The 13,702-nt window shown below is 63.4% G+C and carries 16 protein-coding genes; 10 read left to right on the plus strand and 6 right to left on the minus strand.

Annotated elements, in window-relative coordinates:
• Positions 1–19: 19 nt before the first annotated feature.
• A complete protein-coding gene (locus IVA93_RS04685; RefSeq protein ID WP_018453415.1) occupies positions 20–769 on the minus strand; it encodes a haloacid dehalogenase type II in 750 nt (249 codons plus the stop codon).
• A gap of 92 nt (positions 770–861) precedes the next feature.
• Positions 862–1,872, minus strand: coding sequence for a zinc-dependent alcohol dehydrogenase family protein (locus IVA93_RS04690; RefSeq protein WP_026232526.1), 1,011 nt, complete (start codon positions 1,870–1,872; stop codon positions 862–864).
• 84 nt (positions 1,873–1,956) lie between these two features.
• Between IVA93_RS04690 and IVA93_RS04695 the strand changes: the two genes are divergently transcribed.
• Entirely contained in the window at positions 1,957–2,304 is a 348-nt protein-coding gene (locus IVA93_RS04695; RefSeq protein ID WP_018453417.1) for a MerR family transcriptional regulator, read from the plus strand.
• A gap of 112 nt (positions 2,305–2,416) precedes the next feature.
• Here IVA93_RS04695 and IVA93_RS04700 read toward each other — a convergent pair whose 3' ends face one another.
• Positions 2,417–3,301, minus strand: a complete 885-nt coding sequence (locus tag IVA93_RS04700) for an amidohydrolase family protein (protein WP_247299343.1) — start codon at positions 3,299–3,301, stop codon at positions 2,417–2,419.
• Positions 3,302–3,623: 322 nt separating this feature from the next.
• Here IVA93_RS04700 and ykgO point away from each other — a divergent pair, with 322 nt between their 5' ends.
• From ykgO to IVA93_RS04715, 3 genes are all read left to right on the plus strand, one after another.
• Positions 3,624–3,749: a type B 50S ribosomal protein L36 gene (gene ykgO, locus IVA93_RS04705; RefSeq protein ID WP_006611362.1), complete on the plus strand. Its 126-nt coding sequence runs from the start codon at positions 3,624–3,626 to the stop codon at positions 3,747–3,749.
• Positions 3,750–3,866: 117 nt separating this feature from the next.
• On the plus strand, positions 3,867–4,505 hold the full coding sequence (locus tag IVA93_RS04710; RefSeq protein ID WP_026232527.1) for a tetratricopeptide repeat protein: 639 nt from the start codon (positions 3,867–3,869) through the stop codon (positions 4,503–4,505).
• Positions 4,506–4,629: 124 nt separating this feature from the next.
• Positions 4,630–4,890 (plus strand): hypothetical protein, encoded by a 261-nt coding sequence (locus tag IVA93_RS04715; protein ID WP_018453420.1) that lies wholly within the window; start codon positions 4,630–4,632, stop codon positions 4,888–4,890.
• Positions 4,891–4,902: 12 nt separating this feature from the next.
• Here the strand turns inward: IVA93_RS04715 and IVA93_RS04720 are convergent, their stop codons facing one another.
• The gene (locus IVA93_RS04720; protein WP_007596968.1) at positions 4,903–5,085 is read right to left on the minus strand and encodes a hypothetical protein; all 183 of its coding nucleotides are present in this window, start codon (positions 5,083–5,085) and stop codon (positions 4,903–4,905) included.
• Positions 5,086–5,410: 325 nt separating this feature from the next.
• Between IVA93_RS04720 and IVA93_RS04725 the strand changes: the two genes are divergently transcribed.
• Positions 5,411–6,367 (plus strand): alpha/beta fold hydrolase, encoded by a 957-nt coding sequence (locus IVA93_RS04725; RefSeq protein ID WP_018453421.1) that lies wholly within the window; start codon positions 5,411–5,413, stop codon positions 6,365–6,367.
• 108 nt (positions 6,368–6,475) lie between these two features.
• Here the strand turns inward: IVA93_RS04725 and cycA are convergent, their stop codons facing one another.
• Positions 6,476–6,871 carry a cytochrome c-550 CycA gene (gene cycA / locus IVA93_RS04730; RefSeq protein ID WP_018453422.1) on the minus strand — a complete coding sequence of 132 codons (396 nt, stop codon included), beginning with the start codon at positions 6,869–6,871 and terminating at the stop codon, positions 6,476–6,478.
• A 273-nt stretch (positions 6,872–7,144) separates the two neighbouring features.
• Between cycA and IVA93_RS04735 the strand changes: the two genes are divergently transcribed.
• Positions 7,145–8,638, plus strand: a complete 1,494-nt coding sequence (locus tag IVA93_RS04735; protein ID WP_018453423.1) for an FAD-linked oxidase C-terminal domain-containing protein — start codon at positions 7,145–7,147, stop codon at positions 8,636–8,638.
• A gap of 53 nt (positions 8,639–8,691) precedes the next feature.
• On the opposite strand, the gene IVA93_RS04740 is transcribed toward IVA93_RS04735, so the two are convergent.
• Positions 8,692–9,027 carry a putative quinol monooxygenase gene (locus IVA93_RS04740; protein WP_026232528.1) on the minus strand — a complete coding sequence of 112 codons (336 nt, stop codon included), beginning with the start codon at positions 9,025–9,027 and terminating at the stop codon, positions 8,692–8,694.
• A 214-nt stretch (positions 9,028–9,241) separates the two neighbouring features.
• Here IVA93_RS04740 and IVA93_RS04745 point away from each other — a divergent pair, with 214 nt between their 5' ends.
• From IVA93_RS04745 to IVA93_RS04760, 4 genes are all read left to right on the plus strand, one after another.
• On the plus strand, positions 9,242–10,480 hold the full coding sequence (locus tag IVA93_RS04745) for an FAD-binding protein (protein WP_018453425.1): 1,239 nt from the start codon (positions 9,242–9,244) through the stop codon (positions 10,478–10,480).
• On the plus strand, positions 10,477–11,799 hold the full coding sequence (glcF, locus tag IVA93_RS04750; RefSeq protein WP_018453426.1) for a glycolate oxidase subunit GlcF: 1,323 nt from the start codon (positions 10,477–10,479) through the stop codon (positions 11,797–11,799). The genes IVA93_RS04745 and glcF overlap by 4 nt, the downstream gene beginning before the upstream one ends.
• A gap of 99 nt (positions 11,800–11,898) precedes the next feature.
• Positions 11,899–12,252: a histone gene (locus tag IVA93_RS04755; protein ID WP_083926345.1), complete on the plus strand. Its 354-nt coding sequence runs from the start codon at positions 11,899–11,901 to the stop codon at positions 12,250–12,252.
• 415 nt (positions 12,253–12,667) lie between these two features.
• Positions 12,668–13,672 carry a TorF family putative porin gene (locus IVA93_RS04760; RefSeq protein WP_026232529.1) on the plus strand — a complete coding sequence of 335 codons (1,005 nt, stop codon included), beginning with the start codon at positions 12,668–12,670 and terminating at the stop codon, positions 13,670–13,672.
• Positions 13,673–13,702 lie beyond the last annotated feature (30 nt).

The following is a 13,702-nucleotide window of genomic DNA, read 5'->3' on the forward strand; positions in this document are numbered from 1 at the left end:
AGGTCGGCTCATTCCAGACTTACCGTTGGGCGGCGATGCCTAAGCAACTTGGCAGTTCCGAGAGCGCCCGGACGCGATGATCCGGCGCAAAGCCGAGCTCGTCCATCTGGGTGCGGATCGCCTTAAACATCGTCAGCGGTGCCACGAGTTCGTTCTCGACGCAAGCCAGCGCCATCGCTTCCGGCGTCACCCGTTCGATCCAGGCAACGTTCAGTCCGAATGCTTTCGCGCCCGCGACATCCCAGGGATTGGAGGAGACGAACAGCACCTCGTCAGGCGCGGTGCCGAGCACCTCGCCGATCAGCTCATAGGCCTCCGGGCTCGGCTTGAAGATCTTCTTCTCGTCGACGCTGATCGTGGCGTCGAGCAGGGCGTCGAGGCCGGAGTTGCGCACGAGCGCATTCAGCATGTCCGGACTGCCGTTGGAGAGGATGGCGAGCTTTCGCGGTTTCAGAGCCGTGAGCGCCGCCGTCGCATCCGGATAGAGATCGAGATGAAGGTACTTCTCGACGACGCGCTCGAATGCCTCATTCTCGTAAGCGAGCCCGAGCACGCGCAGCGTATAGGCAAGCGAGTCGCGCGTGATGGCTGCAAAGTCCTGGTAGCGCCGCATCAGCGAGCGCAACCAGGTGTATTCGAGCTGCTTGATTCGCCAGATCTGCGTGATGATCTCACCGTAGCCCGGAAACGCATCCTCGGTGGTCTCGGCGACCGACTGGATATCGTAAAGCGTTCCGTAGGCATCGAAGACAACGGCTTTGAGACTCAATTGACCTGTCCTCCGGGATCGTTGCGGTCCACGGACTATACAAGGCGCCGCGGTATCGATCCAACACGGAAACGCGAACTGAGCCCTCGCTTTTAAAGCCTGATCACGATCTTGCCGAAGTGTGAGCCGGTCCGCAGGTGCGCATACGCTTCGGGAACGTCGTCGAAGTCGTAGACCCGATCCACGATCGGGTGGATCGCGTGTTCGGTCAGGAAGCGATTCATCGCGGCAAAGTGTTCGACCGATCCGACGGTGACACCAATGATGTCGGCATTCTCCCACTGCAGGCGCGCGAGGTCGGGCTTGGGACCGAACCCCGTCAAGACACCGATCTGGACGATCTTGCCACCCGAAGCGACCGATCGCAGCGATCGGTCATAAGTGCCGGGACCGCCGAGTTCGAGGATGTGACTGGCACCTGCGCCATTCGTCGCCTTCATGAGGACGACATCCCAGTCAGGGGTGTCGCGGTAGTTGATGAGGATCGAGCCGCCCAGCGCCTTGGCGCGGGCGAGTTTTTCATCCGAGGAGGATATCACGATCGCACGCGCCCCCAGCGCCGCTGCGAATTGAAGCCCGAACAGCGCGACGCCGCCTGTTCCCTGGACCAATAGCGTGTCGCCTTTGTGCATCCCGCCGCGTGCGATGAGGCCATGGAAAGCCGTGACGCCGGCACAGGGCAGGGTCGCTGCCTCCACCGCGGACAGATGGGCCGGCACTGAGACCAGCGCGGTCGCCGGCAGCACGACATACTCAGCCAGCATTCCGTCCATCGTGTTGCCACCGAGGGATGACGGAATATAGCTGGACTTGAACGGCCCCGAGATCCAATCGCGGAAGAACGACGCAGCGACGCGGTCTCCGAGTCGCCATTGCGCGACGCCGGCGCCGATGGCGTCAACGACACCCGCACCGTCGGAGAGTGGCACGCGGCCGTTGATCTCGCCTTGGCCTGCACGGTCGAGGATCAGGAGGTCGCGGTAATTCAGACTTGCCGCTTCGACCCGAATGCGGACCTCGCCATTGGCGGGTTCGGGTTTGCTGATTTCGGCGCGCGCAAGGCGGCCAGCACCAGCATGGCCATTCAAATGGTAGGCTTTCATCGTTGCTCCCTTCACAAGTGGCATTCACTTGGACGAGCAAAGTCTTTAGGGTCTGACAGTGCTGTCAGGGTCAAGGGGCTTCAGATGAAAATCGGCGAACTCTCCCGGCGGACGGGGGTCAGCGTCCGAATGCTGCGCTACTACGAAGGCGAAGGACTGCTCACGCCGCTGCGGACGAACTCCGGCTATCGCGACTATGGCTTGGCCGAAGAGGAAACCGTACGGCGCACCAAGATGCTCGGCGGCGCGGGAATGACGCTCGAAACCATCAAGCGGTTGCTCCCATGCGTGAGGAACAACGATCCAGCTTTCACGCCGTGCAACGAGCTGCGAAAAATACTCACTCAGCAGGTCGGCCTGATCGACGAACGTATCGAGACGCTCAGCCAAAGCCGGACAATCCTGGCCGGCTTCCTCGCAGGCGTGAACTGATCGCATAACATAGCCATCAGATTCACCGCGCCAAAGTCTTAGGCCCTCAGGGCCGGAGCATGAGGGCTTCGATAGCAGCGTCGAAGCCCTCGATGCGCTGACGAGTACGCGCCTAGATCCCCAGCAGCTTGCGCGCGTTGGCCTTCAGCACCTTCGGCCGGATCTCGTCGCGGATCTCGATCTTGGCGAAATCCGACAGCCAGCGGTCGGGCGTGATCACCGGCCAGTCCGAACCGAACAGCATCTTGTCCTGCAGGATCGAGTTGATGTAGCGCACCAGGATCGGCGGGAAATATTTCGGCGACCAGCCCGAGAGGTCGATGTAGACGTTGGGCTTGTGGGTCGCGACCGACAGCGCCTCTTCCTGCCAGGGGAAGGAGGGATGGGCGAGAATGATCTTGAGCTCGGGGAAATCGGCCGCGACGTCGTCCATGTACATCGGGTTGGAATATTTCAGCCGCATGCCCATGCCACCGGGCATGCCCGAGCCGACGCCGGTCTGGCCGGTGTGGAACAGCGCGATCGCGCCGCCATTGTTGATCTCTTCATAGAGCGGATAGGCCATGCGGTCGTTGGCGTAGAAGCCCTGCATGGTTGGGTGGAATTTGAAGCCGCGCACCCCGTATTCCTCGATCAGCTTGCGCGCCTCGCGCACACCGAGCTTGCCCTTGTGCGGGTCGATCGAGACGAAGGGGATGAGAACGTCGAGATGGTCGGAGGCGATCTCCAGCATCTCCTCATTCTTGTAGCGGCGGAAGCCGGTCTCGCGCTCGGCGTCGACCGGGAAGATCACCGCGGCGATGTTCTTGGACCGATAGTAGGCGGCGGTCTCCGGCACGGTCGGCGGATGCTTGTGCGGCGACTTGAAATAGTCCGCCATCTGCGCCTGGAAGTCGTCATAGCCGTCGTCGGGATGGGTGCCGCAGGGCTCCTCGGCGTGGGTGTGGATGTCGATGGCAACGACGTCGTCGATGTTCGGCAGCTTCAGCTTCGGCATGGGTTTCCTCCCGACGGGTTGTCGAATTGATTATATGATATAACGAATTTGGCAAGGCATTGTGGGGACAAGGCGTTGTGGGATCGGCGTCGTCCGAGATGATTGAGCCCGATCCGGCCGCTTCTACTTTGCATCGGGTTGTTTTCCTGAATTTGCTGGGTGCGATCGGGCCAGTTAACATTGACATCCGGTCCTCCCATGCCTTAAGAACCGCCCCGTCCCGGGCGGTCGGTCCGCCAGCGGGAAAATCTCATTTTGCCTCATTCGCGCGTGCCGAAACGGTAGTGCCGAACACGGCCTTTCGAACGTTCAGGATTCTGCCATGAAGGTCCGTAACTCGCTGAAATCGCTGCGCGGTCGCCATCGCGCCAACCGCCTGGTCCGCCGCAAGGGCCGGGTCTATGTGATCAACAAGGTGCAGCGCCGCTTCAAGGCTCGCCAGGGCTGATCTGGGCGGCTGATTTCGCCCTGCCTGACGCTCGCGCGCCCGCAAGACCACGGTCTCACACGAGTTTGACGCCGCCCCTGCTTTGCAAGGGCGGCTTTGCGCGTTTAGACTTCGACCATGGCAGTGAGATTCCTCTTCGCGCGCACCCTGTGTCTGGCTCTTGTGCTGGGAGCCGCCGGCCTCGCTCCGGCGCTGGCGCAGGCTGATCCGCCGGCTCCGCCCGGCAAGCAGAAGAAACTTCCGGAAGCGCCGGCCAAGCTGCCCAAGGTCGACCGCACCAAGAATCTCGATTTCCTGTTCGGCGCGCTGAAAGCTGCGCCCGACGAAGCCAGCGCCAAGCATGTCGAGGCGCGGATCTGGGCGATCTGGATCCAGACCCCGAGCGACACCGCGGCGCTGCTGATGGCGCGGGCCAAGACCGCCGTCGACGCAAAGAAGATCGAGGTTGCGATCAAGCTGCTGGATTCGGTCGTCAAGCTCAGGCCCGACTACATCGAGGCCTGGAATCGTCGTGCGACGCTCTACTACATGCAGAACGATTATGGCCGCTCGCTCGCCGACATCCGCGAGGTGTTGATCCGCGAGCCTCGTCATTTCGGCGCGCTCGCAGGCCTCGGCATGATCATGCAGGAGGTCGGCGACGAAAAGCGCGCGCTCGAAGCCTACCGCAAGGCGCTCGCCGTCAATCCGCACCTCGAGAAGATCCCCGACCAGGTCAAGGCGCTGACCGAGAAGGTCGAAGGCCGCGATATTTAGCGGACAAGTCGATCATTGCTCGAGCGAATGCGGCGCAGGCGGATTAACCACGATGACACGCGCCGCGTTACAAGGGGTGTGGATGGCACCGCCGCAGGCCTACCTTCATGGCGGGAGCACAGCCATGAAGCGTTTGATCTTTGCAGGTATGTTGCTGTTGGCGTCGGGCACGGCGAGCCTCGCCGACGGACTGTTCTGGGTGGTCGGCAATCGCGCCACCGGAAAATGCAACATCGTGACCAGCAATCCCGTGATCTTCGGCGACGTCTGGTTCGGTGACGGTCCTTACAAATCGAAGGCCGACGCCAAGCTTGCCCGTTCGACCATCCGCGCCTGTCCCGCACCCACGCCTGACGAGGAAAAGGACGAGGACAGCACGAACTAGGTCGACAGCAATCTAGTGCAAAACGCTGCCTTCGCGCTCGGCGAGGCCGCGATCGACCGCTGCGGCGTAGGCCTTTGCAAGCTCCGTCTCGAGGTGCTCGTTGATCAGCAGCAGCGCGCGCACGGCACCGCGCAGGTCACCGTGGCAGCTTGCCACGATCTCGTCGATCGCAGTATCTTTGGATCTCAGGCTCATCGAAATTCTCCGGTTCAAATCAGGATAAATCCTGCCGGTCTTCCCGCATCCCTGAGGGTTGCGAGCACGATCGGCGCCCACCTGCGTCTAAATGGCGGAACCGACCATGGCGATTATAAGGAAGCCGCGATGACGAGTGCATGAAGCTGTTTCGAAGCCTGCGTGCTCCGGGGAGCAGTATTGATTTCATTGCGTTTTTCTCGCTTGAATTATGCACATATCCACAGCCCCGGCATTTCAAGTGGAGCGCGGGGGCTCCCCGGGCGAAACTGCCGGCCGCAAGCCACGTAACTGCCCTGTGCCTTGGGTCGCCCGGATTCCGTCCATGATCGTGATGTCAGTCGTGACCGCGCTGGTTGTGCTGGCGCTGGTCACGCAGGCCGGCGTCCTCGCCGTGCAACGCGCCTTTCCACCGCAGGGCCGGATGATCGAGGTCGAGGGTGCCGTGCTTCACCTCGTCGATATCGGCCCGCGCGATTCGGGCCTGCCGATCGTGATGCTGCACGGCGCGAGCTCCAACCTCGAGGCAATGCGGCGGCCGCTCGGCGATCTCCTCGCCAGGAACCATCGCGTCATCCTGATCGACCGTCCCGGCCACGGCTGGAGCACGCGGGCGCGGCGGCAGGATTCGACGCCGGAGGTCCAGGCGCGAATGATCGATGAGGCGCTCGGCAAGCTCGGGATCGATCGCGCGGTGTTCGTGGTGCATTCCTGGAGCGGCGCGCTCGGCGCGCGGCTGGCGCTCGATCATCCCGGCCGCGTCGCGGGCCTTGTGATGCTCGCGCCCGTCACCCATCCTTGGCGCGGCGGCGTCGGCCGCTACAACGAGATCATCGCAACGCCCGTAATCGGCCCGCTGCTCGCCTACACCATAACCCTCCCGCTAGGCTATTTCCTGAGCGAGTCCGGCGCGCGCAACGTCTTCCTGCCGCAAACGATGCCGGACGGTTTCGTGCAGGACTCCGCGACGCCGTTGCTGCTGCGCCCGCGCGAGTTCATCGCCAATGCCTATGATCTGGTGTCGCTGAAGCAGGCGGTGGCTGCGCAAGCTCCGCGCTACGGCGAGATAACGGCGCCGGTCACGATCATCGCCGGCGAACCCGACAAGACGGTAAAGACCGCCATTCACGCCCGCCCGTTCGCCGCCACCGTGCAGAATGCCAAGCTGATCGTGCTGCCTGATCTCGGCCACATGGTGCAGAACGCGGTGCCCGATCTCGTGAAGACAGAGATCGAGACGATGATCGGGAAAATCGTCCCGGCGCAGGCGACCGCCGATTAGAGCGTTTTCGAGCGAAGTGGATGCCGGTTCGCGTGAAGAAAACGCGTCAAAACGAGAAGCTGGAGCTTCGGTTCAGAACCGAAGCTCCAGCGGCCGCCGTTCCCGCGCTTACTGCTTGATCTTTCCGTCTTTGTCGAACTGCGACACGTAGGCCCAGAGATTGTTGATCTCGGTCTCGTTCTTGATGCCGGCGAACGCCATCTTGGTGCCGGGGATCTTGGCCTTGGGGTCCTTGATGTATTCCTTGAACACGGCCTCGTTCCAGGTGATGCCGGAATTCTTGTTGGCGTCGGAGTAATTGTAGTCCGGCGCGGTGCCGGACTTGCGGCCGTCGAGGCCGTTGAGCTCGGGGCCGACCTTGTTCTTGGCGCCTTCGCCGATCGCGTGACAGGCCAGGCATTTGTTGAACGACGACTTGCCGGCCGCGACGTCCTGCGCCATCGCGGCGGGTGCGGTGGCAATCGCGGTGAGGATGGTCAATGCGCCAAAAATCAGTTTTGTCATCGGGTGCTCTTCGTCTCTTCCCTGGGGGCTGGTCAGTTGCATGCCTGATCGGCAACGGTCGGACCTGCCGGTTTTGGCAGGCCTGCTCGGATTGGACAAGCCGCCAAACCATGGCAGGTTTCACGATTTCCTACTTGTCCCAGAGCGAACTCGCGCAGGATCGTCGATCCGACTTTCGGACGGCCTACCCAAACCACCGCGGACGTGGTTGATTTACCGCGACAAATCGATCATGCGGCCTTGGCCGGAAGGATATGCCATGAAGGAAATGTTATGGCCATCATGATGCCCGCGAGCGACCAGGCCGTGCTCGCGCGCCGCGCCGAGATCGTGGCTGCATTGCGCGCAATCGTGCCGGGCGAAGGCGTGATCGACAGCGCCGCCGAGATGCGGGCCTATGAATCCGATGGGTTGACGGCCTATCGGCAGCCGCCGATGGTCGTTGTGCTGCCCGACACGACCGAGCAGGTTTCGCTGGTCCTGAAATATTGTGCAGGGCAGGGCATCAAGGTGGTGCCCCGCGGCTCCGGCACCTCGCTGTCCGGCGGCGCGCTGCCGCTGGAAGACGGCGTGCTTCTGGGCCTCGGCAAGTTCAAGCGCATCCGCGAGATCGATTTCGACAACCGCGCCGTCGTCACCGAACCCGGCGTCACCAACCTCGCGATCAGCCAGGCCGTCGCCCATGCTGGGTTCTACTACGCGCCGGATCCGTCATCGCAGATCGCCTGCTCGATCGGCGGCAATGTCGCGGAGAATTCCGGCGGCGTGCACTGCCTGAAATACGGCATGACCACCAACAACGTGCTCGGCTGCGAGATCGTGCTGATGAGCGGCGAGATCCTGCGCATCGGCGGCAAGTCGGCGGAAAACTCCGGCTACGATTTGATGGGCGTCATCACCGGCTCGGAAGGCCTGCTCGGTGTCATCACCGAGATCACGGTGCGCATCCTGCAAAAGCCGGAGACGGCGCGCGCGCTGATGGTCGGCTTCGCGCAAGTCGAGGCGGCCGGCGAATGCGTGGCGCGCATCATCGGCGCCGGCATCATTCCCGGCGGCATGGAGATGATGGACAAGCCCGCGATCCACGCCGCGGAGGCCTTCGTCCATGCCGGCTATCCGCTCGATGTCGAGGCCCTCCTCATCATCGAGCTCGACGGTCCCAAGATCGAGGTCGACGAGCTGATCACGCGGGTCGAGACGATTGCGAACGCTTGCGGCTCGACCACCTGCCAGATCTCGACCTCGGAAGCCGAGCGCAATCTGTTCTGGGCCGGCCGGAAAGCCGCCTTCCCCGCCGTCGGCCGCATTTCGCCCGACTATCTCTGCATGGACGGCACCATCCCCCGCGGTGCGCTGCCGAAGGCGCTGGCGCGCATCCGCGAGCTCTCGGAAAAGTACCAGCTTGGTTGCGCCAACGTGTTCCATGCCGGCGACGGCAATCTGCATCCGCTGATCCTCTACGATGCCAACAAGCCCGGCGAGATCGAGCGCGCCGAAGCCTTCGGCGCCGACATCCTGCGCGCCTGCGTCGAGTTCGGCGGCGTGCTCACCGGCGAGCACGGCGTCGGCATCGAGAAGCGCGATCTGATGCCGGAAATGTTCAGCGAGATCGACCTCAACCAGCAGCAGCGTCTGAAATGCGCCTTCGACGCGCAGGGCCTGCTCAATCCCGGAAAGGTGTTTCCGACCCTGCACCGCTGCGCCGAGCTCGGCCGCATGCACGTCCATGCCGGGAATCTGGCATTCCCGGACATCCCCCGGTTCTAGGCGCTTGCGCCGATGGAAGGGCTTGCGATGCACGCCTCTTTCCTCGGCAATGCCTACAGCAGTCCGTATTGCGCCCGCTCGCGCTTCGCCAGCAGCGGCAGGGCTTCGCCAGCGATCCAGGTCTTGAAATGCGCGCTCTCCTGGTGCGCCTTGAATGCCGCCTCGTCGCGGAACAGTTCGTAGAACAGGAACTGGGCCGGATTGTCCTTTGCGCGCGAGATCAAGAACAGCTTGACGCCGTCCTCGCGCTGGGCCTCCGGCAGGAAGCGGTCGAGGATCGCGGCGATCTTGTCGGCCTCGCCCGGCTTCGCTTCCCATTGCGCGACGACGAGCAGGCCGCCGCCGTCGACGGCGTCGCTGAGCGATTTCTGCGTGGCATAGTGGTTCATGATGTCGTCTCCGTCGGTTGGTCTCTCGGTGCAGATTTGTAGCGATCGGCTGTCGGCTTTGGTTCGCCGGTGATCGAAGTGTCGATGTCGTGAATGCTTCGATGAGGATCGAATCTTGGCCGTGGCTCCGAGGTCGAGCCGGATCGCGCGGCAATGGCCGCTGTCGTCACGCTGCATTTGATTTTGGCGGCGAATTTCGCTACCGCCTTTGCCCGTGGATACGCTCAAGGTACGAGACGCCAAAGACGTCGAAGAGGTGGTGCGCGCGGCGATTGCCAATGAGCAGCCGCTCGAGATCATCGGCCATGGCTCCAAGCGCGGCATCGGCCACGCGATGGCGACCAACGCCGTGCTCGACGTCTCCGCGCTGAATGCCATCACCGGCTACGAGCCCAACGAACTCATTGTCACGCTCCAGGCCGGGGCGCCGCTGGCCGACGTGCTGTCGCTGATCGATGCCAAGAACCAGCAATTCGCCTTCGAGCCGATGAACACCGCGCCGCTGCTCGGCACGCCCGCGCTCGGCACCATCGGCGGCATGATCGCGGCTGGCCTGGCCGGTCCGCGCCGGATCAAGGCGGGCGGCGCGCGCGACCATCTGCTCGGGGCGCATGCCGTCTCCGGTTTCGGCGACAGCTTCAAGACCGGCGGCAAGGTGGTGAAGAACGTCACCGGCTACGACCTCTGCAAGCTTCTCGCCGGTTCCTGGGGCACGCTGTCGGTCATGACCGAGGTCACGCTGAAAGTGATGCCCAAGCCGGAGGCCGAGCGGACGCTGTTGCTGCGCGGGCTCGACGATGCCGCCGCCAACAAGGCAATGACGGCGGCGCTCGGCTCGCCTTTCGATGTCTCCGGGGCCGCGCATCTGCCGACATCGGCGTTCCGGACCGAGATCGAAGGTCTCGGCGATATCGCAGGCCAGGGCGAGGCGCTGACCGTGCTGCGGCTCGAGGGCATTGCCGCCTCGGCCGCCCACCGTGCCGGCTCGCTGCGCGAATTGCTGGCGCCGTTCGGAACCGCAATTCTCGTCGAGGACACGGCGTCAGCGGCGCTGTGGACCACGATCCGCGACGTCCTGCCGTTCGCGGCCAGTGGCGCGCTGGGGGCCTGGCCGGTCTGGCGGATCGTCTGCCCGCCGGCGTCGGGCGCGGCGCTCGGGACCCTGCTGGCGCGCGAGACCGGTGGCGACGTGATCTACGATTGGGGTGGTGGACTGATCTGGGCGGCGGTGCCACCGAAGCCGGACGCGCATGCTCGGGCCGTGCGCGAACGTACGAATGCCGCCGGCGGGCACGCCACGCTGATCCGGGCGGCCGAGGACATCAGGCGCGCGATCGATGTATTCCACCCGCAAGCCCCTGGCCTTGCCGCGTTGAGCGAGCGGGTCCGCGCCAGTTTCGATCCGAAGACCATCCTCAACCGGGGGCGGCTGACGCGAGGCACTGCCGCATGAAGACCGAATTTTCACTCGCGCAGCTCGCCGATCCCGACATCGCGGAAGCCGACAAGATCCTGCGCGCCTGCGTCCATTGCGGCTTCTGCACCGCAACCTGTCCGACCTATGTGCTGCTTGGCGACGAGCTCGATAGCCCGCGCGGCCGCATCTATCTGATCAAGGAGATGCTGGAGAAGGACCAGACGCCGACGGCCGAAGTGGTCAAACATGTCGACCGCTGCCTGTCGTGCCTGGCCTGCATGACGACCTGCCCCTCGGGCGTGAATTACATGCATCTGGTCGATCAGGCCCGGGTCAGGATCGAGCAGCGTTACGAGCGGCCGCTCGCCGAGCGGCTGCTGCGCCGAGTGCTGGCCTTCGTCCTGCCGCACCCGCAGCGTTTCCGCGCCAGCATGTGGCTGGCGCGGCTGGCCCGCCCGCTGGCCGCGTTCCTGCCGACGCCGCGGCCGTCGGCGACGCCCGGCCTGGTTCTGCGCCTCAAGGCGATGCTGGCGCTGGCGCCGGACCGGCTGCCGCCGCCCGGGCCCGCCGCCGGCAGTGTGTTCGCGGCACTCGGCAAGAAGCGCGGCCGGGTCGCGCTGCTCCAGGGCTGCGCCCAGCAGGTGCTGGCGCCGCGCATCAACCAGGCCGCCATCAGTCTCCTCACGCGCCACGGCATCGAGGTCGTCCTTGTCAGGGACGAGCAGTGCTGCGGCGCCCTGACCCATCACCTCGGCGACGATCAGGACGCATTGGCACGGGCTCGCGCCAATGTCGCGGCGTGGCGCGCGGAAGCGGCCGGCGAGGGGCTCGACGCCATCCTGGTGACGGCGTCAGGCTGCGGCACCGTGATCAAGGACTACGGCTATCTTCTGCGCGAAGACGCTGCGTTTGCCGCCGATGCGGCGAAGGTCTCTGCGCTCGCCAAGGACATCACTGAATACGTCGCCGGCCTTGGACTCGCGGCCACGACGCGACAGGACAACATCGTCGTCGCTTATCACTCTGCGTGTTCGTTGCAGCACGGGCAGAAAATCACGGGCCTTCCGAAAGAATTGCTTTCCAATAACGGATTCGTGGTGAAAGATGTGCCGGAGAGCCATTTGTGTTGCGGTTCGGCGGGGACTTACAACATTCTCCAGCCCGAGCTTGCGGGCCGGTTGCGCGATCGCAAGGTCGCCAACATCGCGAGCGTCAAGCCGGACATGATTGCCGCAGGCAATATCGGCTGCATGGTGCAGATTGCCAGTGGCACGTCAGTTCCGGTCGTACACACGATTGAGCTTCTCGATTGGGCTACGGGCGGGTCGCAGCCGGCATTGAACGCGCAAGACTGAGCTTTCGAAGACTAAGCTTTCGAAGGCTGAGCTTTCGTCCGGAGATAACGGCTGAAGACACCCGATCGACCATTGTTCGGCGGCAACAGGAGGATCACGATGGCGAAAGCGAAGAAGAAAAAAAGCAAGAAGGCCAAAAAGGCCAAGAAGGCAGTAGCGGCGAAGAAGACCTCAAAGAAGGCAGCCAAGAAGTCCGCGAAGAAATCCGCGAAGAAGTCTGCCAAGAAGGCTCCAAAGAAATCTGCGAAGAAGGCCGCGCCAAAGAAGGCCGCTAAGAAGGCTGCGCCTAAGAAGGCCGCCAAGAAGGCTGCGAAGAAAGCGGCGCCGAAGAAGGCGAAGGCAGCTCCGAAGCCGTCAACGCCGGCAGCTCCGGCTCCCGAGCCTGCCGCCGAGACAAGCTGGGCGATGCCTTCGTCTTCTGCGGACACGACACCGGCCGAAGGACAAGGTTAGGCCCAAGGTCAGGCCAAAGGCTGGATCCAATCCGACGACCATGATCGGCAACAGGAAGGCCGCAGCCGGCGATGCTGCGGCCTTTTTGCATCGGCGCGTCGGCGCGCGGGGATGATCTCGTCGGGAAGCAGCCTGATTCGTGGCACGGGCAGCACGGTACCGCCGGACCCGTACTAACGCGGGCCTCCCAGTGCACTTTGGAATGCAAATAATGTGATCGAGAAGACACACGGGCTGACAACCTTTCGTGGAATCGTCAGAACGCCCAAAAAGTCGGCAGATGCCCGCGTTTTTTGCTTCACGGTTTGCCTCACCCCATCCAGATTGCCGCAGTTACGAAATTTGCAATCAGGTCGAGCGTTCCGGGGGCTTCCGGGATCCGGCTGGGGTCTTAGAACTGGTGATGGGGATCGAAATGAAAAAAGTGGCTTTGTTGGCAACGGCGCTGGCAATGGTGACGGGCTCGGCTTTCGCGGCAGACATGCGAGTGAAGGCACTGAAGGCCCCGCCGGTGGTCGCGTTTGATCCCTGGGATATCGCCTTCGGCGGCGCCATCATGAGCGACTACATCTTCCGCGGCGTCACGCAGTCGAACCACAAGCCGTCGGTCGCGGCCTATTTCGAGCCGCGCTACAACGTCAACAAGGACCTCCAGCTCTACGTCGGCGTGTCCGCCGAGAGCATCTCCTTCGCCAATCGCGCTGCTGCTGAAGTCGACATCTACGGCGGTATCCGCCCGACCTTCGGCGCCTTCGCCTTCGATATCGGTGTCTGGGGCTACCTGTATCCGGGCGGCAGCTGCGCCGACAACGTGCTCACCGGCGGCATTCCGGGCGGCAACGTCTGCGGCGTCAGCACGACCACTATCTTCCTCGCCGACGGCAACGTCATGAAGAAGGACGTCAGCTTCGTCGAAGTCTACGGCAAGGTGAACTACACCATCAACGACAGCTTCACGGTCGGCGCGACCGAGTACTACTCGCCGAACTTCCTGAACTCGGGTGCCTGGGGCAACTACGCTTCGTTGACCGCCAAGTACACGGCGCCCAGCACGGCCTTCGGTGCTTCCGGCATGGGCATGTACGTCTCGGGTGAGTTCGGCCGGCAGTGGTTTGGTACTTCGGACGCCTTCTACGGCACCGGCGTCGGCACCGTTTTCGCCAACGGTATCCCCTACAAGGACTACAACACCTGGAACATCGGCATCGGCTTCACCTACAAAGTGTTCACGCTGGACCTGCGTTACTCCGACACCGACCTGAACAAGGGTGATTGCAACGCCTTCACCAGCGCCTTCAACGCCACCGGCACCACCAACGTCACCGCGATCAATCCGGGCGGTGCTGGCTCCAACTGGTGCGGCGCGGCCGGCATTGCCAAGCTGTCGTTCGACCTGACGGCCATGAGCAACCTGAAGTAAGCTTCTTCCCGAAGCGACTTGATGAGGGCG

It is taken from the genome of Bradyrhizobium sp. 155, from assembly GCF_023101105.1.
Taxonomy (GTDB): domain Bacteria; phylum Pseudomonadota; class Alphaproteobacteria; order Rhizobiales; family Xanthobacteraceae; genus Bradyrhizobium; species Bradyrhizobium canariense_D.

What these genes read in the sequence shown, in the direction of transcription:
- IVA93_RS04740 (WP_026232528.1), bottom strand. Translation starts at nt 9,027, where the DNA reads ATGAACCACTATGCCACGCAGAAATCGCTCAGCGACGCCGTCGACGGC.
- IVA93_RS04715 (WP_018453420.1), top strand. Translation starts at nt 4,630, where the DNA reads ATGAAGCGTTTGATCTTTGCAGGTATGTTGCTGTTGGCGTCGGGCACG.
- glcF (WP_018453426.1), top strand. Translation starts at nt 10,477, where the DNA reads ATGAAGACCGAATTTTCACTCGCGCAGCTCGCCGATCCCGACATCGCG.
- IVA93_RS04695 (WP_018453417.1), top strand. Translation starts at nt 1,957, where the DNA reads ATGAAAATCGGCGAACTCTCCCGGCGGACGGGGGTCAGCGTCCGAATG.
- IVA93_RS04725 (WP_018453421.1), top strand. Translation starts at nt 5,411, where the DNA reads ATGATCGTGATGTCAGTCGTGACCGCGCTGGTTGTGCTGGCGCTGGTC.
- IVA93_RS04690 (WP_026232526.1), bottom strand. Translation starts at nt 1,872, where the DNA reads ATGAAAGCCTACCATTTGAATGGCCATGCTGGTGCTGGCCGCCTTGCG.
- IVA93_RS04755 (WP_083926345.1), top strand. Translation starts at nt 11,899, where the DNA reads ATGGCGAAAGCGAAGAAGAAAAAAAGCAAGAAGGCCAAAAAGGCCAAG.
- IVA93_RS04700 (WP_247299343.1), bottom strand. Translation starts at nt 3,301, where the DNA reads ATGCCGAAGCTGAAGCTGCCGAACATCGACGACGTCGTTGCCATCGAC.
- cycA (WP_018453422.1), bottom strand. Translation starts at nt 6,871, where the DNA reads ATGACAAAACTGATTTTTGGCGCATTGACCATCCTCACCGCGATTGCC.
- IVA93_RS04710 (WP_026232527.1), top strand. Translation starts at nt 3,867, where the DNA reads ATGGCAGTGAGATTCCTCTTCGCGCGCACCCTGTGTCTGGCTCTTGTG.
- IVA93_RS04735 (WP_018453423.1), top strand. Translation starts at nt 7,145, where the DNA reads ATGGCCATCATGATGCCCGCGAGCGACCAGGCCGTGCTCGCGCGCCGC.
- IVA93_RS04760 (WP_026232529.1), top strand. Translation starts at nt 12,668, where the DNA reads ATGAAAAAAGTGGCTTTGTTGGCAACGGCGCTGGCAATGGTGACGGGC.
- ykgO (WP_006611362.1), top strand. Translation starts at nt 3,624, where the DNA reads ATGAAGGTCCGTAACTCGCTGAAATCGCTGCGCGGTCGCCATCGCGCC.
- IVA93_RS04720 (WP_007596968.1), bottom strand. Translation starts at nt 5,085, where the DNA reads ATGAGCCTGAGATCCAAAGATACTGCGATCGACGAGATCGTGGCAAGC.